Source organism: Planococcus sp. ANT_H30 (assembly GCF_008369335.1).
GTDB lineage: Bacteria > Bacillota > Bacilli > Bacillales_A > Planococcaceae > Planococcus > Planococcus kocurii.
Map to the genome: position 1 here is coordinate 1 of NZ_VOBJ01000012.1, position 14633 is coordinate 14633.

20 protein-coding genes are annotated in these 14633 nt (G+C 42.3%); 18 read left to right on the forward strand and 2 right to left on the reverse strand.

Annotation, left to right across the window (positions count from 1 at the left end; all coding sequences use genetic code 11):
* Window positions 1-436: 436 nt before the first annotated feature.
* Entirely contained in the window at window positions 437-820 is a 384-nt protein-coding gene (locus tag FQ085_RS16610) for a zinc-binding dehydrogenase (protein ID WP_262499837.1), read from the forward strand.
* Window positions 786-899 (forward strand): zinc-binding dehydrogenase, encoded by a 114-nt coding sequence (locus FQ085_RS18510; RefSeq protein ID WP_149457189.1) that lies wholly within the window; start codon window positions 786-788, stop codon window positions 897-899. The genes FQ085_RS16610 and FQ085_RS18510 overlap by 35 nt, the downstream gene beginning before the upstream one ends.
* 44 nt (window positions 900-943) lie before the next feature.
* On the opposite strand, the gene FQ085_RS16620 is transcribed toward FQ085_RS18510, so the two are convergent.
* Window positions 944-1795: a MurR/RpiR family transcriptional regulator gene (locus tag FQ085_RS16620; protein ID WP_058383988.1), complete on the reverse strand. Its 852-nt coding sequence runs from the start codon at window positions 1793-1795 to the stop codon at window positions 944-946.
* Window positions 1796-1921: 126 nt separating this feature from the next.
* Here FQ085_RS16620 and gnd point away from each other — a divergent pair, with 126 nt between their 5' ends.
* From gnd to FQ085_RS16670, 11 genes are all read left to right on the forward strand, one after another.
* Entirely contained in the window at window positions 1922-2806 is an 885-nt protein-coding gene (gene gnd / locus FQ085_RS16625) for a phosphogluconate dehydrogenase (NAD(+)-dependent, decarboxylating) (protein WP_058383989.1), read from the forward strand.
* Between the two features lie 92 nt (window positions 2807-2898).
* Window positions 2899-4239, forward strand: coding sequence for a GntP family permease (locus tag FQ085_RS16630; RefSeq protein WP_058383990.1), 1341 nt, complete (start codon window positions 2899-2901; stop codon window positions 4237-4239).
* A 66-nt stretch (window positions 4240-4305) separates the two neighbouring features.
* A complete protein-coding gene (gene gntK / locus FQ085_RS16635; protein WP_149457190.1) occupies window positions 4306-5850 on the forward strand; it encodes a gluconokinase in 1545 nt (514 codons plus the stop codon).
* 70 nt (window positions 5851-5920) lie between these two features.
* The gene (locus tag FQ085_RS16640; protein WP_149457191.1) at window positions 5921-6205 is read left to right on the forward strand and encodes a hypothetical protein; all 285 of its coding nucleotides are present in this window, start codon (window positions 5921-5923) and stop codon (window positions 6203-6205) included.
* 110 nt (window positions 6206-6315) lie between these two features.
* Window positions 6316-7986: an FAD-binding dehydrogenase gene (locus FQ085_RS16645; RefSeq protein WP_058383992.1), complete on the forward strand. Its 1671-nt coding sequence runs from the start codon at window positions 6316-6318 to the stop codon at window positions 7984-7986.
* A complete protein-coding gene (locus FQ085_RS16650) occupies window positions 7976-8407 on the forward strand; it encodes a DUF4181 domain-containing protein (protein WP_149457192.1) in 432 nt (143 codons plus the stop codon). Before FQ085_RS16645 ends, FQ085_RS16650 begins: the two co-directional genes overlap by 11 nt.
* Before the next feature lie 252 nt (window positions 8408-8659).
* A complete protein-coding gene (locus FQ085_RS16655; RefSeq protein WP_149457193.1) occupies window positions 8660-9127 on the forward strand; it encodes a DUF4181 domain-containing protein in 468 nt (155 codons plus the stop codon).
* Between the two features lie 31 nt (window positions 9128-9158).
* Entirely contained in the window at window positions 9159-9311 is a 153-nt protein-coding gene (locus FQ085_RS18180; protein ID WP_169793174.1) for a hypothetical protein, read from the forward strand.
* On the forward strand, window positions 9304-9708 hold the full coding sequence (locus FQ085_RS16660; protein WP_058383995.1) for a GNAT family N-acetyltransferase: 405 nt from the start codon (window positions 9304-9306) through the stop codon (window positions 9706-9708). The genes FQ085_RS18180 and FQ085_RS16660 overlap by 8 nt, the downstream gene beginning before the upstream one ends.
* Window positions 9709-9752: 44 nt before the next feature.
* Complete coding sequence (locus FQ085_RS16665) at window positions 9753-10292, forward strand: GNAT family N-acetyltransferase (protein ID WP_149457194.1); 540 nt, start codon at window positions 9753-9755, stop codon at window positions 10290-10292.
* A gap of 36 nt (window positions 10293-10328) precedes the next feature.
* The gene (locus FQ085_RS16670; RefSeq protein ID WP_058383997.1) at window positions 10329-10874 is read left to right on the forward strand and encodes a GNAT family N-acetyltransferase; all 546 of its coding nucleotides are present in this window, start codon (window positions 10329-10331) and stop codon (window positions 10872-10874) included.
* Between the two features lie 16 nt (window positions 10875-10890).
* Here the strand turns inward: FQ085_RS16670 and FQ085_RS16675 are convergent, their stop codons facing one another.
* Window positions 10891-11502, reverse strand: a complete 612-nt coding sequence (locus tag FQ085_RS16675) for a nucleotidyltransferase domain-containing protein (protein ID WP_237150097.1) — start codon at window positions 11500-11502, stop codon at window positions 10891-10893.
* A gap of 250 nt (window positions 11503-11752) precedes the next feature.
* Here FQ085_RS16675 and FQ085_RS16680 point away from each other — a divergent pair, with 250 nt between their 5' ends.
* Genes FQ085_RS16680 through FQ085_RS16700 form a run of 5 tightly spaced genes read left to right on the forward strand, consistent with a single transcriptional unit; the run spans window position 11753 to window position 14621 of the window.
* Window positions 11753-12439, forward strand: coding sequence for a Type 1 glutamine amidotransferase-like domain-containing protein (locus FQ085_RS16680; RefSeq protein ID WP_058383998.1), 687 nt, complete (start codon window positions 11753-11755; stop codon window positions 12437-12439).
* Window positions 12440-12448: 9 nt separating this feature from the next.
* Complete coding sequence (locus FQ085_RS16685; protein ID WP_149457195.1) at window positions 12449-13228, forward strand: alpha/beta hydrolase; 780 nt, start codon at window positions 12449-12451, stop codon at window positions 13226-13228.
* Window positions 13225-13707: a GNAT family N-acetyltransferase gene (locus tag FQ085_RS16690; RefSeq protein WP_149457196.1), complete on the forward strand. Its 483-nt coding sequence runs from the start codon at window positions 13225-13227 to the stop codon at window positions 13705-13707. The genes FQ085_RS16685 and FQ085_RS16690 overlap by 4 nt, the downstream gene beginning before the upstream one ends.
* Window positions 13708-14058, forward strand: a complete 351-nt coding sequence (locus FQ085_RS16695) for a DUF6176 family protein (protein ID WP_149457197.1) — start codon at window positions 13708-13710, stop codon at window positions 14056-14058. It abuts the gene before it with no gap.
* A 29-nt stretch (window positions 14059-14087) separates the two neighbouring features.
* Window positions 14088-14621: a GNAT family N-acetyltransferase gene (locus tag FQ085_RS16700; RefSeq protein WP_149457198.1), complete on the forward strand. Its 534-nt coding sequence runs from the start codon at window positions 14088-14090 to the stop codon at window positions 14619-14621.
* The last annotated feature ends 12 nt before the right edge of the window (window positions 14622-14633 follow it).

Below are 14633 nucleotides of genomic sequence, written 5' to 3' on the forward strand. Positions count from 1 at the left end.
GCGAAAGATTCTCGGCTACCGGACACCGGAAGCGTGCTTCTTAGAAGAGCTCGCCCACATCGCCTGAACCACACACGGTTTAATGGGTTTTCATGTTTTGTTGCATTTAATATTGCAATCTAGGTAAAAATTGAATCATTAGATTTTGTTGAGATACTAGTAAGTATAATGATTTTTAGTTTGAATATTCAAATAATAAGAACTTATCGATTGACTATCCTATTCAAAAACTGGAGAAAATGAAAGCTTATGTCAGAACAAGTGCATTAACTTAGGGAGTTGAATTACAGGAACTAGCAATGCCCGATAGCATTAGTTTTACGCAAGGTGCGGCTATTCCAGTAGCTTGCAAAACAGCTTTAGAAAGCTTGCGAACTCTTGATTTTAAAACAGGAGATACGCTTGTGTAGCTGGGGCTTCAGGCGCAATTGGAACAATCGTGATTCAATTGGCGAAAAATCGAGGGATTCGAGTAATTGGTTCCGCATCCAGTAAAAATCATGACCAGCTCCTTTTAATGGGAGCTGAAAAAGCAGTTGATGATTCAAATTCTGGTTGGAAAGATCAAATCAAACAATGGATGCCAGAAGGAGTAGATGCGGCTTTAGCCATTCGTCGGAGGACAGGTACAGATAGTATAGAAGTAGTGAAGAACGGTGGAAAAGTTGTTGTGGTTTCGGGCAATCAAGTAGGTGTAGCGAGAAAAATCACGGTTGAACAAATGCAGCACCAAATCAGTACGAAAGACGCAGTAGGCAAGTTGGTCAAAGAGATTGTAGAAAAAGTTGCTCCCGGTAATAGAGCATGTCTACTCGTTTGAACAAGCACTGGATGCGTTAGAGAAAACAGAGACAGGACATGCAAGAGGAAAGCTTGTTATTTCTATGGAAGAAGCCTGATTAAAAAAAGCTCGCTCCTTTTGATAGGAGCGAGCTTTTTGTTGTTATAACCGTTTATGGGCCATCGCTTCGCGCATGTCTTGAAGTGCTTTTTTGCCGTCAGTGCCGCGAGCAATCATTAAATTGGTATAAAGCGCATCGATCAAACTCAGTTGGGCGATACGAGAAGCCAATGCTTCAGAACGAAAATCAGTTTCTTCTGAAACGGTATAAAGAGCGATGTCCGCTTCCTTAGACAAAGGCGATTTGGCAAAATTTGTGACAGAGATAATGGTAACGCCTTTTTCCTTCAACACATGAAGAACGTCAAGAACATCAGTAGTCGAACCTGAATGAGAAATAACAATCGCCACATCATCTGATTGCAGTTGAGAAGCGGCCATCAGTTGCATATGAGAATCCAAATTCATGGAAACGTGAAGACCTAAACGAACAAATTTATGGTAGCCGTCCATCGCGACCATGGCAGAACCACCATTGCCATAAAAGTCGATCTTTCGAGCATTCATCAGTTTATGGGTCGCCTGTTCCATCGCTTCTGCATCCACAATTTGAAGCGTATCTTCAAGCGTTTTGATGTTGGAACGGAATACTTTTTCGGTGACAACGCGAATGCTGTCGCCGTCTTCAATTTTTTCGTGAATATCTTTTAAAGGCGCTACGACTTCCGCAGCAAGCGAAATTTTAAATGCTTGGAAACCTTTAAAGCCGATTCGTTGGCAAAAGCGGAAAATAGTCGATTCAGCTAATCCCAACTCATCCGCGATTTGATTGATGGTCAAATGAATAATGTTTTTTGGATCATGTAAGACATAATCGGCAATCTTTTTTTCTTTTTCACTAAAATGGCGGTAACTACCGCGTATGGCAGCCAGCGCAAATTGCTGTTCTTTCATACTCCGCGCCTCGTTTCTGTCTAAATAGTTTCGTCTATTATACAATAACATGTTGCGCGCGGAAAAATATTTGATACAATGAACTTAATAAAGAAAAAAATTCTTTTTTATGAGGAGGATTCTACAATGGAAATTGGGATTATAGGGTTAGGCAAGATGGGATTAAATCTTGCACTGAATATAGTGGATCACGGCCATGAGGTGATCGGCTATGACAGCCATACCGAAATCAAAGAAAGCGGTTTCACACAAGTTTCTTCTATTGAAGAAATGGTCAAGCAACTAGAAGCACCGCGCACGCTGTGGTTGATGGTACCTGCAGGCGAAATTACAGAAACAGTTATCGAGCAATTAATCCCTTTGCTTGAAGAGGGGGATGCCATTATTGATGGTGGAAACTCGAATTACAAAGATACATTACGACGCGCGGCGATTTTAAAAGAACATAATATGTTCTTCTTTGATTGCGGAACGAGTGGTGGAACAGATGGAGCACGTCATGGTATTTGTTCGATGATTGGTGGCGACGCAGAGAAGTTCAAAACCATCGAGCCCCTTTTAAAAGACATTTCTGTAGAAGACGGTTATTTGTACACGGGTGAAGCAGGTAGTGGGCATTTCTTGAAAATGATTCACAACGGTATTGAATACGGCATGATGCAGTCAATTGCCGAAGGCTTTGATATTCTCAACAAAAGTCCATTTGATTATAACTTTGAGAAAGTTGCTGACGTTTGGAACAATGGCTCGATCATCAGCTCCTACTTAATGGAAATGACCAAAAATGCATTTTCTAAAGACGCGAAACTAGAGGGCATCAAAGGGGTGATGAACTCTTCAGGCGAAGGAAAGTGGACAGTGGAAACAGCACTCGACTTAAATGTACCAGCACCGGTAATTACCTTGTCACTTATGATGCGCTACCGTTCATTAGAAGACGATACTTTTGCAGGAAAAGTCGTAGCCGCACAACGCAACGAATTCGGTGGACACGCAGTAGAGAAGAAATAACTTTTACTTCGTGAAAAGAGACTCTTGCAAAAATGAAGTTGGTTTGCGGAATACCCAACTATAAATTAGTTACACATTGAGGGGGAGAAAATTTGTCAGGTTCAACGTTGATTATGGTCGCACTTGCAGGTATATTCTTATTGCTATTCTTAGTTATTCGTACGAAATTACACGCTTTTGTAGCATTATTACTAGTCAGTTTATTGGTAGGTATTGCGGCGGGCATGCCACTTAACGAAGTCATTACATCCATTCAAAATGGTATGGGAGGCACACTAGGCTTTGTTGCTGTCGTAGTAGGTCTTGGTGCTATGTTCGGTAAAATGCTAGAAGTATCGGGTGGGGCAGAACGTTTGGCTTCTACGATGATTAGTAAATTTGGTGAAGACAAAGCACCATGGGCATTAGGGGTTACGGGATTTATTGTTGCGATTCCTGTATTTTTTGATGTTGGTTTTATCATCTTAGTACCAATTGTTTACGGTTTGGCTAGAAAAACAGGCAAGTCGCTTTTGCATTACGGAATTCCGCTACTTGCGGGTCTAGCCGTTACGCATAGCTTTATCCCACCAACTCCAGGACCGATCGCGGTTGCTGAACTGGTTGGGGCGGAACTTGGTTGGGTTATTTTGTTCGGTGTGCTTGCGGGGATTCCAGCGATGATTTTAGCAGGGCCAGTGTTTGGTCGCTTTATCGGCAAAAAAATTCATGTGTTAATTCCAGATTATATGGAACTTGAAAAAAAGGAATACGATAAAGAACTACCAAGTTTTGCGATGATCACTTCGTTGATTTCGATTCCACTTGTATTGATCCTATTAAATACGCTGTCAGCCGTCTTACTAGAAGAAGGCAATATGGTTCGTGAGATTTTGACGTTCCTTGGTCATCCATTCGTGGCGCTGACAATTGCTACGTTGTTGACGTTTTATCTACTTGGGACAAAACGTGGTTATTCGCGTCAAGAAGTACAAGACATTGCTACTAAAGCGCTTGAGCCTGCTGGGATTATCATCTTAGTCACAGGAGCAGGCGGCGTTTTCAAACAAGTATTAATCGACTCAGGAGTTGGTGCAGTACTTGGTGACATGATGGGCGATTCATCGTTGCCGCCAATCGTTTTAGCATTCCTGATCGCCGCAGCAGTTCGTGTTGCGCAAGGATCTGCAACGGTTGCGATGGTAACAGCAGCGGGTCTGATCACGCCACTTCTTGAAATCGTTGGTATGACAGGTCCTGCTCTCGGACTTATTGTTATTGCTATCGCTTCAGGCGCGACCGTCTTATCACACGTCAACGATTCTGGATTCTGGTTGGTTAACCGATATTTCGGAATGGACGTCAAGGATACCTTAAAATCCTGGACGGTTATGGAAACCATTATCGGGTTAACCGGTTTCGTGGTAGTGTTAATCATCAGCTTTTTTATCTAAATTAAACTTGAAAGAGAAAAAGGGGATTTCGCCTTTTTCTCTTCTTGTCTATAGAGGAGGGCTCTTATGCCTGAACAGTCATATTATCTTGGGGTAGACATTGGTACGACTTCCACCAAAGCGGTTTTGTTTGATAAATCTGGTAAAATCCTAGCGGCAGACACGGTTTTTTATGCGCTCGAAACGCCAAATCCGTTAGTGGCCGAACAAGACCCAGAGGAGATTTTCCGAGCGGTGTTAAGTTCCGTTCGAAAAACCATCCGTAAAAGTGAAATCGATACGAATCAACTGAAACTCGTATCTTTTAGCTCAGCCATGCACAGTCTGATTGCAGTAGATGCTAAGGGGAATTTGCTAACGCAAAGCATCACGTGGGCCGACACAAGAAGTTCAAAACATGCGAAGTACATCAAAGAACGACTGAATGGCCACGAAATTTACTTACGCACAGGTACGCCCATTCACGCGATGTCACCACTATCCAAATTGTTGTGGTTAAAAGACGAAAAGCCGGAAGTTTTTGAGCAGGCTGCTAAGTTTATTGGCATTAAGGAATTTGTCTTTCAGGAATTGTTTGGAGAGTACGTTGTTGATCATTCAATTGCGTCTGCAACCGGATTATTTAATTTGCGGGAACTGAATTGGGACAAAGAGGCGTTGGGAGTAGCAGGCATCACGCCCGAACAGTTGGCGCGACCGGTTCCAACAACCCATCAATTGACAGGTCTCGTCTCGGAACACGCCTTGTTTATGGGCATTCCTGAAGACGTTCCATTTATTATTGGCGCGAGTGATGGAGTGCTCGCAAATCTAGGAGTAGATGCCATCGAACCAGGTGTCCTAGCTGTAACAATCGGCACAAGTGGGGCCATCCGTACGGTCACGACCGAGCCGAAAACCGATCCAAAAGGACGGACATTTTGTTATGCTTTAACGGAAAATCATTGGGTAGTCGGCGGACCTGTCAATAATGGCGGTATCGTCTTGCGCTGGCTACGTGACGAGTTTGCTTCATCTGAAGTGGAAACCGCGAAGCGTCTCGGCATCGATCCGTACGATGTGCTGACGAAAATCGCTGAGACGGTCAATCCTGGAGCGGACGGCTTGCTGTTTCATCCCTATTTAACAGGAGAGCGAGCCCCTCTATGGGACGCGAATGCACGTGGGTCGTTTTTCGGATTGAGCATTCATCATAAAAAGCAGCATATGATTCGAGCTGTGTTAGAAGGTATTGTCTTTAATTTGTATACCGTCCTGCTGGCGGTCGAGGAATTGACCGGCGAACCAACACGTATCCAAGCATCTGGCGGCTTTGCTCGTTCAGGAATGTGGCGTCAGCTGATGGCTGATGTCTTCGATAAACCCGTAGTTATTCCCGAAAGCTTTGAAAGCTCGTGTCTCGGGGCAGTCGTTCTCGGCATGTATGCGATCGGCGAAGTTGATGATTTCAGTATCGTTTCCGAAATGATCGGCCAAACGCACACGCATGAGCCAGATGAAACGTCAGCTGGTATATATCGTGAGCTCTTGCCAATTTATATCCGCTTGTCGCGCCTTTTAACAGCAGAATACGAGAGCATTGCCGATTTTCAACGAAAGCATTTAGAGTAAGTGCAACATCCTGGACCAGTCTTGCTGGTTTGGGGTGTTTTTTTGTCGATTTTCTTGTGGGTAGGTGCGGTTGTACGGGATTTTTGAGGAATACGCACGTTCAGCGGGAGATAAGCACGTTCAACGGAGAATACGCACGTTCAACGGAGAATACGCACGTTCAGCAGGAGATACGCACGTTCAACGGAGAATACGCACGTTCAGCAGAAGATACGCACGTTCAGCGGAAGGTACGCACGTTCAGCGGAAGATACGCCCGTTCAACGGAGAATACGCACGTTCAGCAGGAGATACGCACGTTCAGCGGAGATATACGCACGGTAAAACAAAAATACGCGCGTTCCAGCAAATTTAGTTGCATAGTAGATAGAACTATCAGAAAATAATGAAAAATATCTATAATTTTCCAAACGTACATGATACGATAAAACGAAAAACTCATTGAACATCAAAGGGGATGTCTAAATGGAACCAAGTGCGATTGTGGTAGGAGCGGGGCTTGCAGGGTTAGTGGCGGCTGCGGAAATCGCAGACGCTGGCAAAAAAGTGTTGTTACTAGACCAGGAGCCAGCAGCTTCTTTTGGCGGACAGGCGTGGTGGTCTTTTGGCGGACTGTTTTTAGTCGACTCACCGGAACAAAGGAGAATGGGCATTAATGATTCAAAAGAGTTGGCTTGGCAAGACTGGCTTGGGGCAGCTGGTTTTGATAAAGAGCAAGATGAAGATTATTGGGGCAAGAAATGGGCTGAAGCCTACGTAGACTTTGCAACCTATGAAAAACGAAACTGGCTTGCTGATATGGGCATCAAATTTTTTCCTGTCGTTGGATGGGCAGAACGGGGTGGTTATTTAGCAGAAGGACATGGCAATTCTGTGCCGCGCTTTCATATCGTTTGGGGAACAGGACCGGGAATTGTCGCACCGTTTGAGAGACGTGTTCGGGAACATATCAAGAATGGGTTAATCGATTACCAGCCACGGCACCGAGTAGATGAATTAATGATAAAAGGTGGGCGAGTAACCGGTGTGACAGGATCGTTATTAGAGACGAGTGATGTAAAGCGTGGAGAAGCCAGTTCACGAAACGTTGTCAGCAATTTTCGGTGTGAAGCAAAAGCGGTCATTATCACAAGTGGCGGAATTGGTGCCAACCATGAATTGATTCGAAAAAATTGGCCAAGTCGTTTGGGTATAGCACCAGAAACCATGCTCACAGGAGTTCCGGCGCACGTAGATGGACGTATGCTGGCTATTACCGAAAAAGCAGGTGGGCGAATCGTTAATCGTGACCGGATGTGGCATTACACTGAAGGCATTAAGAATTGGAACCCGGTTTGGAACAAACACGGCATCCGAATTTTGCCAGGTCCGTCTTCGATGTGGTTTGATGCAACAGGCAAACGTTTTTCTGCGCCTAATTTCCCGGGATTTGATACGCTCGGAACACTTGAGACTATCCAAAAAACGGGCTACAGTTATTCGTGGTTTATTTTGACGCAGAAAATTATTGAAAAAGAGTTTGCGCTGTCAGGATCTGAGCAAAATCCTGACTTAACCGGCAAAAGCATTCCTCAAGTCTTGTCTCGAGTCCGGGCAGGAGCAACAGCACCGGTAAAAGCTTTTATGGATAAAGGCGAAGATTTTGTTGTCGCAGAGACACTGGAAGAGTTAGTCGCACGTATGAACAAATTAACGGGAGAAAACTTATTGGATTTTGCTCGAATCAAGCAGCAAATTAGCGCGCGAGATGCGCAGCTCGATAATAAATTCTCTAAGGATTTGCAAATTACGGCGATGCGCGGTGCTCGAAATTACCGGGGAGACCGTCTAATTCGAGTAGCGGCACCGCATAAATTACTGGATCGTAAAAAAGGACCGCTTATTGCCGTTCGTTTACACATTTTGAGCCGCAAAACTTTAGGTGGTCTGCAAACGGATTTATCCGCACGAGTACTCGGTGATACCGGTCAACCGGTACCTGGACTCTATGCTGCAGGAGAAGTTGCCGGATTTGGTGGCGGGGGTGTCCATGGATATCGCTCATTAGAAGGAACTTTTCTTGGTAGCTGCCTGTTTTCTGGGAGAGTAGCGGGGAGAGCGGTGGCGAGCGAAGGAGGTGCTGAGAGTGATTGTTGAAGATGTTGGATGGCGGATTTTCCTTTTCCTACTTGGAGTCGTATCGAGTATCTTTTTAGTCAACATGTTGTTAAGAAAAATTCTTGGAGTGGAGAGAAAAGCATTTTTTTCAGACACTCGCGTAAATGATGTGCATAAAAAATGGGATCGGATATTGAATGGCCTCTCAGCAGTAATAGTCTTTATCATATCGCTTGTAGCGATCAATTATGGTCCAGCAGCCGTTTTTTATGTCCTACTGGTTTCTGTGCTGTTGGGGAGTATACAGCTATTGGTCCGTTTAGGATTTGAAAAAAAACATGCTGAAAATCCCAATGACTATTTGTATACGCTACTGGAATCGGTAACTGGAACCATTATTTTAATTACTTTTGGGGTGAGTTTATTTCCAGATTACCTTTCGGTGGTGTTTAATATCTAAGGTAGATACGTCCAGTAGCGGAAAGCAGGTTCTGGGTGTTTTTTTGTCGATTGGAATTTACCTTAATATAGTTGAATAAAACCGTTCAGTACGCTTTAGAGAGGCTTGTGTAGGCGTAAGAAAAATACGACCATACATGAGCCTTTGCTAACAAGATAAAAAGAATTATCAGAAAATATCTATAATTTTCCATACGCTCGTGATACGATAAAAGACATTACGAGATTATTCAACTTCGAAGGAGATATCTAAATGGAATTCAGTGCGTTTGTAGCGGGAGTCCATCTTGCAGCTGTAGTCGGGAGTGAGCTTTCTGAAAGTGAAGTGGCGCTTCGCTTTATTTTTTTCGTAGGTGGAAGCATAGCCAGTATTTACCTAGTGGACAAGGTTCTAAAGAAAATTCTCAAAGTAGAAAAAAACAAATCGTCTACGGATAGTTATGTAAACGATCTTCACAAAAAGTGGGACAAAATCATTAGCCTCTGGTCAGGTATTGCTTTGACAGTCATAACGTTTATCCTTTTCAATACGAATGCATCTATAAATTTGTTTCTTTTGCTACCAGTCGCAGCCTTACCGTTTTTACCGACAATTATCCAGGTTGGATTTGAGAGAAAATATGCAGAGAATCCCAATGATTATCTGTATACCTTATTGGGATTAGGAATGTCTAGCGGGATTATCATTACGTTGTTGCTGATCTTTTCGCCAGGAATCTAAGCTCAGTAGTCATAATAAAGGAGGAAAAAATATGGGAGACATTATCGCAGTATTTGCGTTATTAGTGCCAGTTTTTATTGCTGCGATGGCATTGAGATGGGTACGGATCATCCGCAGTAATTCGGAAAGACAGATAGAACAAAACGAAGAAATCATCGCTTTGCTGAAAAAATCCAATGAATAAACAAAAAGATGTGCTCATTCGGAAATACAACGAAGCTGATTTCCGAACGATTCATGAGTTGAACAAGCAGCAAGGATGGAACAATCTCGTTGAAAAGAAGCAAGAGACACAGCAGGCTTGGGCAAATTCTACGGTGGCTGTGGTTGCTGAAATCGATGGACGAGTCGTTGGGTGCTTAAGAGGATTAACAGATGGTTTTATTTCTCTCTATATTTGTGAATTGTTGGTAAACCAAGATCATCGTAAATTAGGCATCGGAAAAAAGATGCTGCGCTATGCTCACAAGCTATATCCGAAAACTCGTTTGGAATTACTAGCTAGCGATGCTTCACGTAGTTTTTATGAAGCGCAGAGCTATCGGCCATTGTACGGTTTTCGTAAGACGATAGTAGAGTAAACTGTTTCACGTGAAACGTTTAAATCTAAAGGAGTGATTTCCTAATGAGAAGTGAGCAGGTTTATATCCGATTTTTTCAGCCGAGAGATGCTGCTGAAAAACTAAAGCTAGAGGTCGCAAACCGTGACTTTTTTGAAGCCTACTCGGTTACGCGTTATTCGGATTTCTATACGCTTGAAATGCAGCGGGAGCTTATTGAAATTTATGCCGATCAAAAAGAAGATGATTTATCGTATAGCTTTGGAATTTTTGAGAATGAAACCGATGTGTTGGTTGGAACAATTAGTTTAGTGCAAGTGATTAGAGGACCGTTGCAAAGCGCCATACTAGGATATGCGCTAGACAAAACCTATAACGGTAGAGGCTATATGACAGAAGCAATTGAGCTGACCGTGGCATATGCTTTCAAAAAACTAGCGCTACACCGAATCGAAGCAGGCGTTATGCCAGGAAATGACGCTTCAGTTCGCGTGTTGGAAAAAGCAGGTTTCCATCAAGAAGGTATTGCTTCAAAAAATGTTGAAATTAACGGCAAATGGCAAGACCATCAAATACTCGCAATCATCAACCCAATAGACTTTTAATACTATACGATTATGCAATCAAAAAGGAGCAGAGCGATGATATTTCCTCTATTAGAAACAAAAAGGCTGCGTTTAAACCAAGTTGAAGAAAGCGATGCGGTGCGATTTTTCGACATCATGTCGCGAGACAAAGTGACCGAATATTACGGAATGGATTCGTTGAGTTACGAAGAAGAAGCTGTAGAAGTTATTCGTTCATTCCGTCTTAGTTTTGAAGTGAACCGAAGCATACGCTGGGCGATTCGCCTTAAAGAGACAAACCAGTTTATCGGAACAATCGGTTTGAATAACTTGAATCCAAAAGCAAAGAAAGCAGAGATTGGCTATGAATTACATCCAGATTATTGGCGTCAGCAATTCATGCAAGAAGCTATACACAGCGTGCTAAACTATGCTTTTACAGAACTCGATTTATATCGAATGGGTGCTGTAACGTTTCCCGAAAATACGTCATCTAATCGTTTGTTACAAAAGCTAGGCTTTACAGTAGAAGGAAAACTGCGTGGTTATTTGTATCAACGGAACCAATCTCATGATGCGTTGATCTTTTCTTTATTAAAACCGGAATGGTCATCTAGCTAGCTTAAAAAGCATCATTTTATGTGCTTTCCACTCGTTCAGTAATCATCTTTTGCATCAAGGTCATTATTTTATTAGGGTCAGTTATGTGCTGATGAATCCAGCCAATTTCTTTTGCTAAAAGACGCCGAACAATTAAAGCGGCTTGTGCGTGATTTTCTGGCGTCATTAAGGTCGACATTTTCTCGACTTCTGCAAAAATAGTTTTGGGCAGTGAGCGACTGATTGCTTTCAATCCAAGTTGCGCGCGTTCGGGTGTATACCGATATAGTAAAACCCGGGAGAGATGTTCGAGGACTTGCGACAGCATCTTTACCGCCCAAATCTCATTTCCTCGTGCAGCGGCTTTCCGGTATTGGAATAAAAACCAAGCAACATCAATAACATGGTCGGTGTATTCCTCTTTACTCAGCGTAAGACTTTGCGACGCAACGAATTGTTCAAGTAAATTTTCAGGATCGTAAACGACTTTGAAAAAATCTTTTGCCGTGAATGATTCTACTGTCACCGTAAACAAATCGATATGCAGGAAATTATCAAAAACTACTATAAGCTGTGGCGCGATGATGAAGATGTCGTCTTGAAATAGTACAGGGCGATACGCTTCAAGGTGAGACAGCCGCTCTTTCAAAAATAACGATTCTTGTTCTTGGTCGACCAGGCCAATACAGGTCGATGTCTGAATGCTCGTCGTGCTCGTTCCTACCCATCGATCCCTTCAGAAAAATAGCTCGCACATATGAACTTTGTATCAAACTAGCCGTAATTTGTTGTACAGCAATTTCTTGAATGAGCATAATCGATTCCTCCAATAATTGAATTTTTTAATTGTATCAAATAAGGATAAATATCCCAATTATTTATAGAGGAGGATTTAAAATATGTGCCAAATTATTGCGATGGGCGGTGGTGGGTTCTCGATGGAACCGGACAATCCACTCCTCGATCAATACATACTCAAACAAGCAGGTAAAACGCGACCTAAAGTTTGTTTTATCCCAACAGCAAGCGGAGATGCAGCTAGTTATATTGAAAAATTTTATGATTTTTTCAATCAACAACACTGTGAGCCGAGTCATTTGTCTTTATTCAAACCACATACACGAAACTTAGAAGCGTTTGTATTACAGCAAGACATTATTTATGTAGGCGGCGGCAATACGAAAAACTTATTGGTGCTGTGGAAAGAGTGGGGACTGGATCAAATTTTGAAAAAGGCTTGGGAACAAGGCGTCATTCTTGCAGGACTCAGCGCAGGTTCAATTTGCTGGTACGAACAGGGTGTTACCGATTCGTATGGTGACAAACTCGAACCGCTCGAGGCGCTCGGCTTTTTACGAGGAAGTCATTGTCCGCATTACGACGGCGAAGCTGAAAGAAGACCGGCCTATCGTCAATTTGTGAACCAAGGGGTAATGCAATCCGGCATCGCCGCAGACGACGGAGCGGCTGTTCATTATATCGACCAAAAAATTAAAAAGGTAGTCAGCTCAAGACCCTCAGCCAAAGCGTACCGTGTGTTTAAAGGTGGAGAAGAAGAATTGGCGGTTGAGTATTTGGGGGAGTGATCTGCAACAATGATGGATATTTTTTCGATCACATCAGAGAAGTTACAAGACAATCGAATGATTCGAGTTTCTACACCTAAAGATTACCGATTAACTGATAAGCAGTATCCTGTATTGTATATGCACGATGGCCAAAATGTTTTTCGAAACGATCATGCTATTGGTGGCGTATCACTAGAATTAGAAAATTATGTAGACAAAAATAGCTTGGATATAATCGTTGTAGCGATAGATCAAAGGAGGGAGCAACGAAAAAATGAGTATTGTCCGTGGAAAAATGGGGTTTATAGCAAGCCATTTCTAGAAGACAAAACAGTGTCTTTTGGAGGCAATGGATCAAGCTATATAGAATTTATCGTTGAAGAATTGAAACCTTATATCGATAAAACATATCGAACACAACAAAGCCAAACCGCAATGGCTGGAATTTCGCTTGGCGGGTTGATTACTTTATACGCAGCTTGTATTTATCCGCATATATTCACAAACATCATTCTTTTTTCATCAGCATTTTATGCCAATCAAGAAAAAATCGAAGAGTTGATAGATACAACAGACTTATCTGTACTAACTTCACTATGTATGGACTGCGGTACAAGTGAAGCGGGGAGTAATTCAACCACTAGCCATGAATTTTTGGTTTCGAATCAGAGGGTTGCAAAAAAGTTGAACAGAAAGTGTTCTGTTGTCACTTTTAACATATTAGAAGGGGAGAAACACAACTACCTTTCTTTTCAGAAAAGAGTTCCAGAGCTTTTTAGTTTTTTACAACACGAGGTGCTTTTATGAAAATAGAATTAATTAAAGCAGAAGTTTCGGATGCCCCGTCTATTTTAGCAATGCAAAAAGAGTCTTTCATGCCACTATTAGTAAAATATCAAGACATGAAGACAAATCCTGCGAACGAAACACTTGAACAAGTTCTCACTCGAATCACAATGTCGGGCTCATTTTTCTACAAAATCGTAAAAGGACAGAAAATGGTAGGCGCAATACGCGTCAAGTACGGCGGAGAAAACCGTTTTTGGATTAGTCCTATATTTGTAGATCCACAGTTCCAAGGTCTTGGTATTGCTAAAGAAGCAATGAAGCTAGTTGAAGAACAGCATGCAGAAGCGCATGTTTGGGAGCTCGCGACCATTTTAGAAGAAGAAGCAAACTGTAGGTTTTACGAAAAATTAGGATATCAATCAACAGGAGTGACTCAATCCTTAAATTCTAACGCGACATTAGGTTATTTTAACAAAATAGCAAAGGATGCGGACTAAATGAAACTAACTACAGAGCTTTCAAGATTTAAAGTGAAACAGGGAAAGGAAGTTGTAGTTGAGCAATGGATGGGATTTTTAGAAAAGCAAATGGATAATGTATTGCTTACACTTGAGGATGAAAAAATGTTCGTCGAAACAATTTTTAGCGAAACACTTGATGGCAACACCTATCTTTACTGGTACTCGGTACAAGGAGAAGGGGGTGCAGAGTTGGAAAACTCAAGTCATGAAGTGGATCAAAAGCATATGGAATACTGGAACGACTGCATCGATTCGACTTACTCGCCAGTTGACTTAGAAGCAAAGCTTGTCATGATCCAGAAAAAAGTAAGGTCTGTAATGAATTGATAAAAGTGGAATTAGAGGAGAGACAAGTAATGCTTGAAACAAACCGCTTCTATTTGCGAGAGTTTATTAAAGAGGATTGGAAAGCTGTACATGCCTATGCCTCACAGGAAATAGTTACTCAATACCAACCATGGGGACCTAATACAGAAAAAGAAACGCAACAATATCTAGTAGATGTGTTAGAGCAACAGGTAACAAACCCTCGTACGAGTTTTACTTTTGCAGTGGTATGGAAACAAACAAACGAAGTGATTGGAGCGGGAGAGCTTTCTGCAATAGATAACATGAACCAGTCAGGTGAAATCGGTTATATTCTTCATCCGAATTTTTGGAGAAGGGGAATTGCGACAGAAGTCACATTATTATTACTCGAATTTGGGTTTAGAAACAAAGAACTCAACAGAATTTCAGCTAGTTGTGATCTTCAAAACAGTGGGTCGCAAAACGTTCTAGAAAAATCAGGAATGGTAAAAGAAGGACTGCTTCGCCAAAACTTACGAATGAAAAAAGGCTGGCGCGATTCTCTGCTCTACAGTATTCTCAAAACTGAATACATGAGCTAGTATTCGTGTTCT

Bases quoted from the DNA above. Each gene is read 5' to 3' on its own strand.
- FQ085_RS16645 (WP_058383992.1), top strand. From the start codon at position 6,316: ATGGAACCAAGTGCGATTGTGGTAGGAGCGGGGCTTGCAGGGTTAGTG.
- FQ085_RS16620 (WP_058383988.1), bottom strand. From the start codon at position 1,795: ATGAAAGAACAGCAATTTGCGCTGGCTGCCATACGCGGTAGTTACCGC.
- FQ085_RS16660 (WP_058383995.1), top strand. From the start codon at position 9,304: ATGAATAAACAAAAAGATGTGCTCATTCGGAAATACAACGAAGCTGAT.
- FQ085_RS16695 (WP_149457197.1), top strand. From the start codon at position 13,708: ATGAAACTAACTACAGAGCTTTCAAGATTTAAAGTGAAACAGGGAAAG.
- FQ085_RS16700 (WP_149457198.1), top strand. From the start codon at position 14,088: ATGCTTGAAACAAACCGCTTCTATTTGCGAGAGTTTATTAAAGAGGAT.
- FQ085_RS16665 (WP_149457194.1), top strand. From the start codon at position 9,753: ATGAGAAGTGAGCAGGTTTATATCCGATTTTTTCAGCCGAGAGATGCT.
- FQ085_RS16690 (WP_149457196.1), top strand. From the start codon at position 13,225: ATGAAAATAGAATTAATTAAAGCAGAAGTTTCGGATGCCCCGTCTATT.
- gnd (WP_058383989.1), top strand. From the start codon at position 1,922: ATGGAAATTGGGATTATAGGGTTAGGCAAGATGGGATTAAATCTTGCA.
- FQ085_RS18180 (WP_169793174.1), top strand. From the start codon at position 9,159: ATGGGAGACATTATCGCAGTATTTGCGTTATTAGTGCCAGTTTTTATT.
- gntK (WP_149457190.1), top strand. From the start codon at position 4,306: ATGCCTGAACAGTCATATTATCTTGGGGTAGACATTGGTACGACTTCC.
- FQ085_RS16655 (WP_149457193.1), top strand. From the start codon at position 8,660: ATGGAATTCAGTGCGTTTGTAGCGGGAGTCCATCTTGCAGCTGTAGTC.
- FQ085_RS16670 (WP_058383997.1), top strand. From the start codon at position 10,329: ATGATATTTCCTCTATTAGAAACAAAAAGGCTGCGTTTAAACCAAGTT.
- FQ085_RS16685 (WP_149457195.1), top strand. From the start codon at position 12,449: ATGATGGATATTTTTTCGATCACATCAGAGAAGTTACAAGACAATCGA.
- FQ085_RS16680 (WP_058383998.1), top strand. From the start codon at position 11,753: ATGTGCCAAATTATTGCGATGGGCGGTGGTGGGTTCTCGATGGAACCG.